This window comes from Algoriphagus persicinus (assembly GCF_035156415.1).
GTDB classification, from domain to species: domain Bacteria; phylum Bacteroidota; class Bacteroidia; order Cytophagales; family Cyclobacteriaceae; genus Algoriphagus; species Algoriphagus persicinus.
Window position 1 is genome coordinate 34,303 of the sequence record NZ_JAYEEY010000012.1, and the last position, 14,993, is coordinate 49,295.

The 14,993-nt window shown below is 40.6% G+C and carries 13 protein-coding genes; 4 read left to right on the forward strand and 9 right to left on the reverse strand.

What is annotated here, in order from left to right; translation table 11 throughout:
* Positions 1-142: 142 nt before the first annotated feature.
* The 5 genes from U3A58_RS21835 to U3A58_RS10930 all read right to left on the reverse strand — a co-directional run bounded on the left by U3A58_RS21835 (position 143) and on the right by U3A58_RS10930 (position 4,005).
* Positions 143-274, reverse strand: coding sequence for a PaeR7I family type II restriction endonuclease (locus tag U3A58_RS21835; RefSeq protein WP_416377298.1), 132 nt, complete (start codon positions 272-274; stop codon positions 143-145).
* A gap of 70 nt (positions 275-344) precedes the next feature.
* Positions 345-491, reverse strand: a complete 147-nt coding sequence (locus U3A58_RS21840; protein WP_416377299.1) for a PaeR7I family type II restriction endonuclease — start codon at positions 489-491, stop codon at positions 345-347.
* Positions 492-707, reverse strand: a complete 216-nt coding sequence (locus U3A58_RS10920) for a hypothetical protein (RefSeq protein ID WP_323823461.1) — start codon at positions 705-707, stop codon at positions 492-494.
* 48 nt (positions 708-755) lie between these two features.
* Positions 756-1,358, reverse strand: a complete 603-nt coding sequence (locus tag U3A58_RS10925) for a ribonuclease HII (protein ID WP_323823462.1) — start codon at positions 1,356-1,358, stop codon at positions 756-758.
* Positions 1,330-4,005 (reverse strand): MGH1-like glycoside hydrolase domain-containing protein, encoded by a 2,676-nt coding sequence (locus U3A58_RS10930; RefSeq protein ID WP_323823463.1) that lies wholly within the window; start codon positions 4,003-4,005, stop codon positions 1,330-1,332. Before U3A58_RS10930 ends, U3A58_RS10925 begins: the two co-directional genes overlap by 29 nt.
* A gap of 311 nt (positions 4,006-4,316) precedes the next feature.
* Here U3A58_RS10930 and U3A58_RS10935 point away from each other — a divergent pair, with 311 nt between their 5' ends.
* Both U3A58_RS10935 and U3A58_RS10940 read left to right on the forward strand, forming a co-directional pair.
* Complete coding sequence (locus tag U3A58_RS10935) at positions 4,317-4,685, forward strand: BlaI/MecI/CopY family transcriptional regulator (protein WP_323823464.1); 369 nt, start codon at positions 4,317-4,319, stop codon at positions 4,683-4,685.
* Complete coding sequence (locus U3A58_RS10940; protein WP_323823465.1) at positions 4,682-7,318, forward strand: M56 family metallopeptidase; 2,637 nt, start codon at positions 4,682-4,684, stop codon at positions 7,316-7,318. The genes U3A58_RS10935 and U3A58_RS10940 overlap by 4 nt, the downstream gene beginning before the upstream one ends.
* A gap of 14 nt (positions 7,319-7,332) precedes the next feature.
* Here the strand turns inward: U3A58_RS10940 and U3A58_RS10945 are convergent, their stop codons facing one another.
* The gene (locus tag U3A58_RS10945; protein WP_323823466.1) at positions 7,333-8,448 is read right to left on the reverse strand and encodes a glycosyltransferase family protein; all 1,116 of its coding nucleotides are present in this window, start codon (positions 8,446-8,448) and stop codon (positions 7,333-7,335) included.
* An 89-nt stretch (positions 8,449-8,537) separates the two neighbouring features.
* Positions 8,538-9,413 carry a UDP-2,3-diacylglucosamine diphosphatase gene (locus U3A58_RS10950; protein ID WP_323823467.1) on the reverse strand — a complete coding sequence of 292 codons (876 nt, stop codon included), beginning with the start codon at positions 9,411-9,413 and terminating at the stop codon, positions 8,538-8,540.
* Between the two features lie 296 nt (positions 9,414-9,709).
* On the opposite strand from U3A58_RS10950, the gene U3A58_RS10955 reads away from it, so the two are divergent.
* Both U3A58_RS10955 and U3A58_RS10960 read left to right on the forward strand, forming a co-directional pair.
* Positions 9,710-10,360 carry a bifunctional 4-hydroxy-2-oxoglutarate aldolase/2-dehydro-3-deoxy-phosphogluconate aldolase gene (locus U3A58_RS10955; RefSeq protein WP_323823468.1) on the forward strand — a complete coding sequence of 217 codons (651 nt, stop codon included), beginning with the start codon at positions 9,710-9,712 and terminating at the stop codon, positions 10,358-10,360.
* A 61-nt stretch (positions 10,361-10,421) separates the two neighbouring features.
* Complete coding sequence (locus tag U3A58_RS10960) at positions 10,422-11,414, forward strand: nucleoside hydrolase (RefSeq protein ID WP_323823469.1); 993 nt, start codon at positions 10,422-10,424, stop codon at positions 11,412-11,414.
* A gap of 75 nt (positions 11,415-11,489) precedes the next feature.
* Here the strand turns inward: U3A58_RS10960 and U3A58_RS10965 are convergent, their stop codons facing one another.
* Together U3A58_RS10965 and U3A58_RS10970 are read right to left on the reverse strand one after the other, a co-directional pair.
* On the reverse strand, positions 11,490-12,350 hold the full coding sequence (locus tag U3A58_RS10965; protein WP_323823470.1) for an ROK family protein: 861 nt from the start codon (positions 12,348-12,350) through the stop codon (positions 11,490-11,492).
* A gap of 89 nt (positions 12,351-12,439) precedes the next feature.
* Positions 12,440-14,767, reverse strand: a complete 2,328-nt coding sequence (locus U3A58_RS10970; protein WP_323823471.1) for a glucosamine-6-phosphate isomerase — start codon at positions 14,765-14,767, stop codon at positions 12,440-12,442.
* Positions 14,768-14,993 lie beyond the last annotated feature (226 nt).

Below are 14,993 nucleotides of genomic sequence, written 5' to 3' on the forward strand. Positions count from 1 at the left end.
ATAATCCGAGACACCCAAAATCACAAAATTAGCATAGTTAATTCGCTATAATTCAACTAGTTAATTTTAAACTAGAGTAAATCCGCATAAAACAAGAGGCATATCGATCTAGGTAACTGGTTTGATTAAATTCTGGGCGGACTTAGAAATATGGTTCATTTACTGCGACAGGTGTGCTGGACTTAACATTTTTTTCAACGATTAACCCATAACCTAGACAAGGTTGCTGGCTTTGCTGAAATCCATTTTCTTTGAATTCCGTCCATAAATCCACTGCACTCCCTTAGTGCTTCTTCTACTCTATTGTTGAAGTTATTTCCAAATAAACTTACCTGAGACTTAAATTATACAAATGCAATCAGTTGATTTTTAGGCGATATGATTAGTAAATCCCAGTTTTTTGAAGGTCTAAAAAATTCTGGTAGATTATTCCTCTTGGTGTAAATACAGGTTTCAGGAATACCTAAATCCTTTGCACCAACAACTAGCAATTATATAAATCCATCTAATTGTTTGCCTCCTGCAACTGCTCCACGAGTTCCTTGGTCTTTTTTCTTTTGCCCAAGTGATTGAGAATTTCTTATCTTCCAAAACATTGAAATGGAAGCTTTGATTAAATTTTGGTACTGGTCTGTAGTTAATTTATTCATCAAGGATGCAGTAGGATCTAAGACACTTAAAGATAAGCCATAGTGTTTGGCTATCATTTATTGATTTTAAAAAATGTCGGGAATTGACTGAGATCTAGTACATAATCACAGCCCCAATACACATTGCTCTCTCAACAATCGAAAACTCTTTCTATGCCAGATGCAGTCTCCATGATTCTCGATTCCTGACCTATGCGCTTTGGTAGGATATCCGACATTTCGCTCCCAAGCATAATGAGGGAACTCTTCAGCGAGTTTTTCCATAAATTTATCTCTATGAACTTTGGCTAGGATGGAGGCAGCTGCGATGCTGGCATATTTGCCATCGCCTTTGACCACGCAAGTATGTGGGATGGTTAAATTGGATTTCCAGCGATTGCCATCGATCAGTAGATGCTCAGGTAGTATTTTCAGACCTAGAACCGCTCGGGTCATTGCCAGAAAGGAAGCATTCAGGATATTGATTTTGTCGATTTCAACTACGCTGGCTTCGGCTACCTGCCAATCCAAAGCTTTGTCTTTGATCTCCTCTAGAAGGTCTTCCCGCTGTTTTTTGCCCAGCTTCTTGGAGTCATTGATCCACGGATTAGTATAGTCTGCCGGAAGTATTACTGCCGCTGCTACCACTGGCCCCGCCAGACAGCCCCGCCCGACTTCATCACATCCTGCCTCTAATCTATTAGCTTCTAAAAAGGGTTTTAGAATCATGGTGCTGATCTTCTCTGATTTTGTAATATTTATGAATCATCTCTGCTACCAAGCCTGTCCAGCCTGTCTGATGAGATGCGCCTAAGCCTGCACCACTGTCTCCATGGAAATACTCATAGAAGAGAATATAATCTTTGAAATGTGGGTCCTCCTGATATTTTTTATTGCTGGCTCCATACATTGGCCTATTTCCATTTTCATCCTTCATGAATATGCGCATGCAGCGCAGAGAAAGCTCTTTTGCAATAATGTCCATAGTCATATACTTACCAGAACCAGTAGGGTATTCTATAGAGAAATCTCCTCCATAGTAGAAGTCAAATTTCTTCAGTGACTCGATCAGCAGGAAATTGATTGGGAACCAAATCGGGCCTCGCCAGTTGGAATTGCCACCAAACATTTCTGTTTCTGATTCTCCGGGAGTGTATTTCACAGTAAGTGTTTCTCCTCCTATTTTCATGGAGTAAGGATTTTTCTCATGGTACTTAGAAAGCGATCTGATCCCATACTCACCTAGGAATTCGTCAGAATCCAACATTTTTTGCAGCACGCTTTTCATTCTGTGTCCTCTCAGAAGTGAAAATAGCCTTCGCTTGTCATAACCCGGCTGGATCCAGCTGGAGACCAATGCTGCCAGTTTTGGCTTTTCACGAAGGAAGAAATCCAATCGCTTTTTGAACTCAGGAAGTTTTGCGAAAAGATCTTCGCGTATAGGCTCCACTGCGAATAGCGGTATCAAGCCTACGATAGAGCGCACTTTCATTTTACGTGGCTCTTTGCCAGGTATGTGAAATACGTCGTAGAAGAAATTATCATCATCATCCCAAAGTGAAATATGCTCCTCGGAGATGTTGCTCATGGCACCCGCGATGTAAAGAAAGTGCTCAAGAAACTTGGTTGCCGTAAACTGATAGACTGTATTGAACTCGCAGAGATCAAGTGATATACGGAGTAGATTCAAAGAGAACATAGCCATCCAGGAGGTGGCATCTGCTTGTTCTAGTTTGCCGTGGTATTTCTGTGCGTGGCTTCTGTCGAAGACAGATATATTATCCAAGCCTAAGAATCCACCTTCAAAGATGTTTTTGCCATCACTATCTTTTTGATTGACCCACCAGGTGAAATTGATCATCAATTTGTGCAGGGCTCTTTCTAGGAACTCATGATCGCCTACACCATTATTTGCCTTTTTATCAATCTGATAGACCCGCTGGACGGCATAGGCATGCACAGGTGGATTCACATCCGAGAAATTCCACTCGTAAGCAGGTATCTGTCCATTAGGGTGCATATACCATTCGTTCAGCAGGAGCAGTAGCTGATCTTTCGCAAATTCCGGATCGATCCGCGCTATTGGGATACAGTGAAATGCCAGATCCCAAGCGGCATACCATGGGTATTCCCATTTATCCGGCATGGATATGATATCATAATTCTGCACATGTCGCCAGTTGCTATTTCTGCCTTTCTTGCGCACCACAGGCGGTACATACCTACCGGGATCTCCTTCCAGCCATCGCTCTACGTCATAGTAATAGAATTGTTTGGACCACATCATCCCTGCGTAGGCCTGACGTTGGATATTTACTAAATCATCGTCCGTTATTCGTTCTTGGAGAGGTGCGTAGAATTCGTCTGCTTCTTTTTTGCGCTGCTCGAGGCATTTATCACAGATTTCAAGAGGGTTTTCTTCTACTTGATGCTGAAGCCTTAGCTTTACCTGTCTGCTTTCACCAGCCGGAATGGTGATCTCATAGATGGCGGCTGCCTTAGTGCCTTTGTTGGCAGGATTGATGTGGCTGGAATCTCCCTGAACCACAAAGTCGTTGATCGCATCTTTTAGATATTTTTTCTCATTGCCGATGTTATAGATCCGTTCGCGATTGGTTTCGTTATCACAAAATTTCAAGTCGGGATTCCCCTCAAACGTGATGGAATAATTGCCTGACTTTGGATTGTAGGCTTTGATGGTATTGTCACCGGTTTTGGTGAGCTTGGGCATAAATGGCTCGTGCCCTGTAAACCAAGTCTTGCGAAACCACAGGGTAGGCATCACCCAGATTTTAGCTTCTTCAGGACCTCTATTGTGAATAGTAGCTACTGCAATGATGTCTTCTATATCTTGCTTTGCGTACTCAATAAAGATGTCAAAGTATTTGTCCTCATCAAAAATCCCTGTGTCTATGAGCTCATATTCAGGGTCTAATTTACCTCTCTTGCTATTTTCTTCAAGGAGGTTTTGATAAGGGTATTCGGCCTGAGGGTACTTATAAAGCATCTTCATGTAGCTGTGCGTGGGGGTGGAGTCCAGGTAGTAATAGATCTCCTTTACATCCTCTCCATGGTTGCCTTGATTTCCTGTCAAGCCGTATAGGCGTTCTTTTAGGAACGGATCTTTGCCATTCCAAAAGGCCCATGCCAGACAAAATTTCTGTTTATAGTCGGAAATGCCCCCAATACCTTCCTCTCCCCATCTGTAGGCTTTACTTCTGGCATCATCATGGGTGACATTTTCCCATGCCGAACCATCCGGACTATAGTCCTCCCGTACGGTTCCCCATTGTCTTTCGGTGAGGTATGGCCCCCATTTCTTCCAATGCTTGGTGTGGTTCCTATCTTCTTGTAATCGTATATTTTCAGCAGACATGTAAATTCTCTCTAGGGCAATCTTCGAAATTATTAATTTCTGTTAAGTATAGCTTGATAAACCGAGTTCCGTTTAGGGATATTGCGGTAATTTTTTTGAATTGGTAATTAAACCTACTTTTTGTTCAATTGTTGAATATTCTGAACATTAAAAGTTTTGGCTTGATGTGATCATTTCTTCAGGCTTGACTATTTCCTAAAAAGTATTCAAGTAAAAGATGCTTTCACAGAAATTTACGCAGGATTTTACATCTACACTTGTAGATCTAAAATAATACTCTACATTTGTAGATGTAATTTAATCCAAAGGTAATGAAACTATCAAGAGCAGAAGAAGAACTGATGAACCATTTGTGGAAGTTGAAGCGGGCTTTCATGAAAGATTTATTGGACGCATATGAAGAGCCTAAGCCAGCTACAACCACTATTTCTACGCTGCTGAAGCGGATGCAGGACAAGGAATTTGTGGGATATGAAGCCAATGGGAAGTTGCGCGAATACTATCCAATGGTTACAAAAGAAAATTATTTTTCAAAGCACCTAAAAGGTTTGATCAAGAACTTTTTTAATGATTCGCCAGCACAGTTTGCCTCTTTTTTCACCAAAAAGGCAGAGCTCTCCGAGGAGGAGTTATTAGATCTTAAAAGCATTATCGAAGACCAGCTAAATCAGAAAAAATGATGGCTTACCTACTCAAATCCGTAGCCTGCCTGCTTCTGCTACTCCTTGTTCATCGGGTGCTTTTGCAGCGAGAAGTATTGCACCGATTCAACCGGTTTTTTCTGCTGTTTTCGGTAGTGGCATCCTTTATAATTCCACTTTACACGATTGAAGTTCCTGTGGAAATAGCAACCGCTCCAGTCGAAGTAAATTCTGAGCCTGTTTACTTTGAAGCTGGCCCATCCGAGGTGATTTCTGAGCCTGTTTACTTTGAAGCGGCAAGTCAGGATTCTAATCTGGAGCAGGTATTTACGGCAGTTCCGGAATCTCAATTTAATTGGGAATACCTGTTAATTGGCATCTATGGTTTGATTGCACTTATCTTTTTGTATCGTTTTGTACGGAACATCAAGATCCTGTTCAATCAAATTCAGAGAAATATTAAGATCAATTACCGTGGTCAGACCTTGGTTTTATTGAAAGAAGATTCCCTTACATTTTCATTTCTCAAGTACATTTTCGTGGCAGAATCAGATCTGGAAAATGGAAAATTCACAGATGCTGTATTCGCTCATGAATCCACGCATATTCAGGAAAAGCATAGCTGGGATAACCTTTTTATTGAGGCATTGCTTGTGCCGCTTTGGTTTCATCCGGGATTACACTGGGCAAAAGCAAGTATCAAGCTTAATCATGAATTTATAGCTGACGAAATAGCTTTGCGTAGCACTCCTATAGAGAAGTATGAAAGTCAACTACTCGCAATGATGCTTTCTGAGCAGAAATATGGCTTGGCCAGCAGTTTGAATTTTTCATTAACCAAAAAACGATTTGAAATGATGAAGAGAAAGTCAATAAGTTCGAATACCTGGATTAAGGTTTTTGCATTGGTTCCTATTTTGGGAGCGGTAGTTTACTTTTTCTCTGAAAGAGTTGCGGCAAAACAAGAAAGTGGAAATACCGAGAGTGAAGTGTATGTGAACTCTGCAAATCAAAAATATCTCGAGCCTATGGATTTTGATTTGACTTTCACGCTGAAGCCAGATGGAGTAATTCAATATGAAAATGAGAATTATGACTTGGACGCTGTAAAGGCGTTGATAAGCGAGACTAAAAAATCCCTAAATGCAGTAAAGATTAATTTGATCACTGGATCAGAACTTTCTATGGGAGACTTGAGTGATTTTCAGGCAGTCCTCAGAGACTTGGATATTCGGCGAGTTCATTACGTTGACTCCGGGAGAAAAGCAGTCGAGGCTCAGGAGGAACAGAAAGCTAGACTTTACAGCGAGGTTAGATTTCTAGTAGAAGATGTTCAAATGGTTTATATATTTAAAAATTACTCGGAGCTCACAGATAATGAGCGGTCTATGTTATTATCACCACCTTTGCCACTTTCAGGAATAAAAGAAGATGGTACAGTTGCACCTTCTTTTGAGAATGAAAGCGAAAATGATGTTTTTAAAATTCCCCACATCTTTTTCACTCCTGATGGCGATCCTTTTTTAACCTACAATTTATTCACTGAGTCATATGTAGAAGAAGTATCAAAACTGAAAAATGGAAAAGGATCGATTACTATTACTCCTGCTGCAATTTATTTGGTGGATATTTCAAATTATGCTAATCCAGCAGACTACTTTTTTCAAAAATTTGCGGAATATGAAAGCCTGAGAAGTGGCAAACCTCATTATATCAATAAATCCCGAAAAGATCAGGCAATAATGGAAGCGTTGTTTTTTGAATTAACAGCGTTGTCATATCAGTTTAGTGAAGAAATAAGATCAGAATTAGGGTCACTTTTTAGTAATCAATATAGTCCTTTGAAAACACCAATTTTACCTTATGTCAAGCTAGTTAAGGATGGGGAAATACAGTATAAAAAAAGGGATGAACTGAATGAAGTTGAGCGACAGTTATTACCTCCACCACACCCGCCACTGCCATCAGTTTGGGAAACAACTAAACCATCAAAATATGTTCCTGCTGACAAAAAAAGTAGTGATCCTGTGGCAAATCAGAAAGAAGAAACTGCAGGTAAATGGCCTCCGGGAGTAAGAGCAGATCAGATAAAGAATGATCTTCAATCATACATAGATGCCCATGCGGCCTACGAAAAACTTCGAAACCAAGCCCCACATTTCGTCAAGAGAAGTAAAGCCGAACAGGACAAGTTAACAGAAATGTTTTCTAAACTTGGAAGCATGTACTTCCAGGTTGCATTCCATGACAAGCCAAAGGTAAAGCGTCCTGTTCGTCCTTTTGCACCATACATGAAATTGGAATCGGATGGCGAAGTTTATTACAAATTTGGAAGGGATCTAACTGCTGAAGAGCATAAAAAATATCCTCCTCTTCCTCCTCCGCCAGCTACTCATGAAGAACAAGTAGAGGATTACAAAAAAGTCTTTTACCAGTATGAGTTGATGCGCAACAAAGGGCGAAATGATGCTTCCTTATCCATGGAGGAGCGAAATACTTTGTTTCTAATGTACAATGAGCTTCAACTTAAATTCCTGAGATTGGGTGCTCCTGCGCGGAGACAAGTCAAAATGGTCAATTTTCCTTATTATCGAGTAGAAGAAAATGGCAAAACAGTGTTCAAAGCCATATCCGAACTCACTCCAGAGCAAAAAGCTTTAAATAATTGCTAGAATAATTTATTGCATCATGAAAATGACTGAGTCAGAATAAAGTCTGGTTCAGTCTTTTTTGTTTCAGGTAAAATTTGTTGGAAGGTATTTGGCCAGGTGCTTACCCAATCTTGGAAAGTATTCTCGGATATTTCTCGTGATTGAATGGCATGCTCAAGTTTGGCGAAATCAAAGCTGTCTGCAGCAATACCTGCCCCAGAGTAAACCGCATCCAACGCATTACAAGCTTGCTCATATTGACCAGCTACTGGAATCACCATTACGGGTTTTCCGAGGTACATCGCTTCGCAAATGGATTCAAATCCTGCTGTGCTGACCAACCCTTTGCATGCCGCCATGTCCTGAAGAAAGTTCTTGTCATGAACACGGTGAAAACTCAGGTTTGGCAAGGGATACTCATTCTCGGCAGCATCTTTTTGATCCCAGTAGGCTCGTATGTTCAGATGAGGATTTGCTTTCGCAAAGGATAAAACCTCCCCACTATATCCGCTATTGACTATGTAGGTAAGGAAAAAGTCTCCTGAAGTCGGGGAGAGTCTCTTCACGTCCTCTCTGAGCAATGGAGGTACTACCGTGATTTTATCCGTTGATTCTAATTTGTAAAATGAAAGCGCGAGCTTTTCCGAGGCTCCTAAGGCTGTCAGTCGGGTGTTGAACTTGAAAAAAAACTTGTTAAAGCCTTTTGATGGAGCAAATTTGAAGCTGGGATGATAAACCAAATATTGGTGTCCAATCACCCAATATTGAGCTTTGGGTTTGAAAATCCCATTGTAAATGCCACCCAGTAAATCGTAAAAATTCAGGATAATGTCTGGCTGTTCAGCTTTAACTACCTCATGTATTTCCAATAGACTTTGCCAAAAAATAGCTGATTTAGCGAGATTTTGACGGATAGTTTTCCCTATCAAAATTTTCTTTTCCTCTTTGTCACAAGCAAAGTTTGGACTTGAAACCAGATGGATGGGTGCTGATATTTCTCTGGAGAAAAACTCAGGAATTGTCCTGCGCTTACTTTTACCTAAAATAACTCCTGCTAATTCATGGCCTTGCTTTTTGAGCATGTGGGAAAAAGCAATGGCTTGAGTCATATGTCCACGACCTTCAGCTTGGACAATAAATAGAAATTTCATCTGTTTATTTTTTGTTTTTCAAAGGTCAGATGGAATCTCGCACGGGGAATAATCATACCTCTGAGTGACGTTTTTAGTCATGCTCGATTTCATTGGATGGAAGTAAATGCAGGAGGTTCCAAATCATCCTTGGGAGCTTCAAAAGAAACCTCCCTCATTGGGATTATAGTAGTTTCTGGTTTGCCTATGAAAAATTGCTGCAGGCTGTCATCATGAGCTTCTTTGAAGTTGATTTCATTGTAATAGATCAACTGCCAATTTCCATCATGATCTTCTGCCAAAGCGCTCATCGTCTCTACCCAGTCACCAGAATTCATGTATTCTATGCCGTCGATAATTCTGTTTTCAGGTTTGTGGATATGGCCACAAATGATACCATCACATCCTTTTGCCTTAGCCATTTTTGCCAATTCTTCCTCGTATTGATCGATGTAGGAAACGGCTGATTTTACTTTGCCTTTTACATACTGAGAGAGAGAAAAATAAGGGAGTCCTCGCTTAATTCGGTAATGATTGACCACGCTATTCAGCCAAAGTAAAAAAGTATAGCCAATATCCCCCAAATAGGCGATCCAGCGAAGATTGGTAGTGATACTGTCAAATACATCGCCGTGAGTGATGAAGTACTTTTTACCATGACTTTCGTAGATCATGTCTTTTTGGATAGACAGATTTCCCATCTGAAATGGAAGAATCTGATCCAGAAAGTCATCATGGTTTCCTCGCAGATAATACACCTTGGTACTATGATTCTCGATCATTTTCATGATTCGATTGAAGAATCGGGTGTGTTTCCTTTTCCAGGATCCGGATTTTTTTAGTTGCCAGCCGTCAATGATATCCCCATTGAGAATGAGGTTGTGGCAGTTATACTGCTTGAGGAATCGGGCGATTTCCTTGGCTTTCGAACCTTTAGTGCCCAGATGTACGTCAGAAATGACGATAGTTTTGAATTGGGTTTTCACTCTATTGGTTTTGGTTGAAAGGTAGAACCTCCAATTGAACTCAGTGTCAGCACATTATTAAAAAAATAGTAAGATTACTTAGGTTTTGTGTTCTAATGTAATCTTAGTGTTAAAAAGATGTGAAAAAGCCCGTTCTAAGCTGCAAAACCGATAATGTATCTTTGAATTTGGAATAGCTGAGAGCAGAAAGATGATTGATCAAGAAGCAGCTCTGAATATATATCTTGAAGTTCAGCCCGCAGTTTTTATCTTGTAGAATCAAGCAGGTATTTGTTTGAAAAGGAAATCAAAACCACATGGAAACTTCAAATTCACTTTTTTGGGAGCGTTATCAAAAAGCACCAATTGTAGGGATAATTCGAGGACAATCGCTTGAGACTATTTTGAAAATAGCGCAAGCCTATGAAGATTCAGGACTTACCACGCTTGAAATCACGATGAACACCGAGGGTGCAGCCAAGATGATTTCTGCTTTGCGCGGTAAATTTCCATCACTAAATATAGGTGCAGGAACGGTGTGTAATTTGACTGAACTTCGGGAAGCACTTGATGCTGGAGCTCAGTTTATAGTGACCCCGATAATAGATGAGACAGTCATTGAGCATGCTGTGAATGAGCATATCCCCATTTTCCCGGGTGCCTTTTCACCTACAGAGATCTATAGAGCTTGGTCTCTGGGAGCTTCCGCGGTCAAGCTTTTCCCCGCGACCCAATTGGGTGTTCAGTTTATCAAAGACGTACTGGGGCCTCTGGATCAAATTAAACTGCTTCCCACGGGCGGTGTTTCTAAGGCAAATATCAAATCGTTCTTTGAAGCGGGAGCCTGCGGTGTAGGAATGGGAAGTTCTCTGATTGATAAAAAGCTAGTGGAAGCAAGAGACTTTAAAGGTTTGCAAAAGCACTTTGAGAGTGTGAAAGCAGAGGTTACTGATTTTATAAACACATAATTTTTTGGTAGCAAAATTTCAGATCTTTTACTTCAGTTTCAATTTTCATAAAAACCTCCAGATGAATATCAAAATCGCCTTCTTGTTACTAGTGTTTATTTTCCTGATTTTTCCTTCATATAGCCAAAATCTAAAACCGATAAAAGTCATTTTCGATACAGACATGGGGCCAGACTATGACGATGTAGGTGCGATAGCCTTATTGCATGCTTTTGCTGACGAGGGGAAAGTTGATATTCTTGCCACTATTGCGAGCACCAAATATGAAGGTGTAGGAGGAGTACTGGATGTGCTAAACACTTATTTTGGAAGGCCCGATTTACCGATAGGTATTCCCACAGGGAACGCGATAGCCCAAAAAGACTGGCAACATTGGACTGATACCTTATTGGTAAAATATTCCCATAGCCTTCGCCGAAATGCGGAAGCTCCAGATGCGGTAGCTTTGTATAGGAAAATTCTTGCTGCCCAACCGGATGAAAGCGTAGCGTTAATTACTGTTGGTTTTTTGACCAACATTTCCAATTTGCTGCAATCGACGGCAGATGAGTTTTCACCGCTTTCTGGAATTGATCTGGTTCGAAAAAAAGTAGTGAGACTAATTAGCATGGCTGGGAAGTTTCCGGAAGGTTCAGAATTCAATGTGAATCAAGATCCTAAATCTTCCCAAGTGGTAGTATCAAAATGGCCTAAAGAGGTTATTTACAGTGGTTTTGAAATAGGAGAGAAGATACATTCTGGAATTCCCCTCATCCATAATGAGCAGATTAATGACAGTCCGGTCAAGGATGTGTTTGCGCTATCGATCCCCATGGCAAAGGAGGATGAAAATGGGCGTATGAGCTGGGATCAGACAGCTGTATGGGTAGCCGCACTAGGCCATGAGAAATACTTCGGCCTGGAAGAAGGTGAGATGAAGGTGGCAGACGATGGGTCCAATACTTGGGATTTGGCAGGACAGGGGCAATTTAGGCTCGTAGTAAAGGACAATCTGAGGGGACTTGAAATGAAAATTAACGACTTGATGATGTATCAGCCGAAGAATAGACGATAGGGACAGTTGAAAAAATGACAAAAAAAGTGGCCTTTTTGAAAGGCCACCTTTATTAAACTACAAACCAATTTATACCTAATTATTTACTACCTCATTTTCCAATTCTACCAAAGCTACAGCTCCGTGAATAGCGGTTTCATCCATTTCTGAAAGTAAAATCTCAAATCTCTCAATGACTGTAGGATAATTGAATGTGGAAAGTGACTGGTAAAGTGCCTTTTTGAAAAGTGGATATGTCTTCCTGATCGAGCCTCCCAAAATAATAGCTTCCGGAGCCAGCGCATAAAGTATATGCTTGATGAGTTCTCCTAAATGATGACCAAATTCGTCAAATGCTCTTATGGCAGTGGGGTCTCCTGCGAGCGCCTGCTTGGCTAGCGCCTTTGGTTTACTTTGATAGTATCTTTCAAAAAACTTACCGCTGCAATAATGCTCAAAGTCATGATCCAAATAGGCAGCACTGCACCATTCTCCAGCTGCTGAGTTTACCCCGCTGTAAAGGTGTCCATTGATTACAATTCCCCCACCAATTCCTGTGCCTAAGGTTAGTCCTACCAAATGATTGAATTCTCGGCCTACACCGAATTTATGTACGCCAGAGGCAAAACAATTTGCGTCATTATTGATAAAAACGGGTTTCATAAACCGCTCGGTTAGAAACTTCTTGAGCTCGACATGCTGAAATGCGGGGATATTTGAAAGTCCTAAAACTATGCCTTCCCGAACATCGACCAGACCAGGTATGCCGACACCAATCCCTATTAAGTCGTACGCCAAATAGGTTTCAATAAATTCGGCAATAGCCTCTAAGATGAATTCTTTGCTTTCTGTGGCAGGCGTAGCAATGGATCGGATATCCTCTAAATGTCCATTAATTAGCACACCACCTTTAATTCCGGTGCCTCCAATGTCTAATCCCAAAATGGCTTTTTCCATTCGCTACAAATAATAAGGTTGTTTGGTTTATTACAAAAGTTGCGACTGACAGGTTTATCAATCAGTCTCAGCTCAGGTTGATCATTTTCTTAAAGCATTCCTTCTATTGACTTCTCTAGCTCTCTCGCGGTAGCTAGGAATTCTTCTACATTCATATCCCGGAAGAAAATCAGCCCATGGCTAGATCTTACTTTAGCACGATCATGCTGGTAGAAATAATTCTTACCTAACAAAAGCTGAATTGTATCCAGCTGATCCACCCAAATTCTTTTGGCAACGGTGCTGAATTTTCCATTGTGTGAGTAGCTCGGGAAAGAAGCATTCACCTGACTCATGTAGCAATTGGCAAAGGAATCTTCCATTACTGACATATCACCCAGTGAAACAGGCACTATAACGTTTGCTTCATGTGGCTCGAATTTGAACCATACGTTTCTATAACCAATAATTCTTAGTTCGCTTATATCTTTTTCTTCACCCCACTTTTTCACAGCGGCGGCAGTGGCCTGCAGCACTTTATAATGAGTGTCTGGACCGGATCCTTCAGGATCAAGTGTTAAACTGATCTTTGTAGGGTTTACTTTTCTAAACATCTCCACGATCGGTTCTACATCGCGATCTTTGTCTGGCTGCTCGGTAAAAATATCTCCAGTATAGAAGCCTAGCCTCAGGTGATGGACATTTTTCACCTGTACTCCGAAGTGTGCCCACACCAGCTCTTCTTCAAACTCACGAATCATCCCTTTTAGCTTCTGGACTTTCGCTGAGTTTTTCTCGCCATCATAGCTATTCTTTAGAATACTAATTACATCGTTAATTGTTTCTCTGAGTTGGGTTTTATTCTTGATCTCATAGACGATCACCAAAGCTCTCACTACTCGATGGCAAAGTCCTCTCAATCGCTGATCAGCATTCTCCGAGGCTACATTGGTGAGGTAGTGATAGACATCTTTGTCGGTTTTCAATCCATATCCTACCTCAAAGAAGTCTTCAAAGTGCACCATTTGAATCTTACCATTATCTAGGAGCTTCTTGGTATGCTGGAGTGTATCGATCACAAATGTATTCGTGACTGCCGTAAAGCCCGAAGTCAACACGGAGAAGTGCGCCTCATTACTTGGCTCATGAAGCTGATTGGTGATGTGCGGTAAAATACCCAATGAGATGTCATCGTGGTGGGGACCAGTATGAAGAAGTACTTCGTTGCTTTCTTGTTCCAGACCTTTGGAAAGCTTGTTTTCAATGCTTTTCATCACCTGATTTACCGTATCCTCAGACAAATCAGGTATTAACTTGGTGTATTTATCTGCTTTTAAATCAGATAATTTAATTCTGTGACCATATTTTTCAAGTTTTTTACAAAGATCGATCACAGATCGCTCTGTTTTTTCCCAAGTCCATTCGCCTTTTTGATAATAGGAATCTACGGAATCGGTAAGTTTTACACCTGCACCTTTGGTGACATAAAACCTGCCGTTTTTCAGCTTCTGAAGTACTGTGCCCGGGAAGACATTATTCAAGGGAGTTTCAAGAGAATCTTTTACAATTCCAGCTTTTGCCTCTCCAGCTGCAATGATAATTGCAACTGCCTCTGGATTGTACACAATTGTATCTAATCCAATGGTAATGACGAGTCGGTTGGAAGAAACTTCGATGCCTCCAAGATCGCCTGCAGCTACAGCTTGCGTTTCAAAATTGGTTTCGGTCAATCGAGTGACGGAGAATAAATGTGAGCCTCTGGTATTAAATGCGATGTGTCCATCTGGGCCTATTCCACCCAAGAAAAACCCAATTCCACCAGCGTCTCTGATCTTTTGCTCGTATTCGCCACACCATTGATCAATCATGTAGATCGATTGCTGCTGTAGTTTTTCTAGATCAGTCTGAGGATCACGGAATCTTAAGGAAAGATCAACTTTCAGGTCAGGAAAAATCTCCTTAAAATGAAGTCCATTTACCAAGGGGATCTCATCTGAATTGATCAGGATGGCTTTTTCTTTCGAAAGGCCAAATCCCTGGATATAAAACTTGTTGACGTAGTCGTAGAAGCTATTATTCTGCTGAGAAGAAATTGGGTAAAACTCATCGATCTGTACAAATGTCAGATCTTTCAAAATAGGCTTTTTAGTATTCCCTAGGCCATATTTTTCCCTTACTTCCTTTCCTTTTTTATTATCCCAGTGTTCCAATAGGAATTGAGTCCATTTGATGAAAAATTCAGGAGTTTTGCCTGTTGGTAAACTAATGACACCTTCAGGATTTGCTGCAGCCCATTCCAAAAATCGGCAAGCAGTGAGCAAGCCAAGTTTAGGAAAATTGTCAACTTGAAGGTAAGGAATCAGGGTGCTGATTTTCTCTATACCAGATTCCTTAAGAAAACTTTTTTCGACTTCTGAAAGCGGATACTTACTTAGCATACTGTTTGGACAGGTTTGTTTATTGGGACTATATTAGACAAGTTATATTTAAGTGTTGATCAATTAATGGATTACTCTTTTCGATCCCAAGGAAATTCTAAAGGAATCTTCTTGTAATACTTACTGACTGATTTTTTTTTACCCAGCTAACTTACTTAAACAAACTTAAAAAATGTTTTTTAATAAAACGATCTTTTGTAAAAATTTTATAAAAGTTTTATTTGAA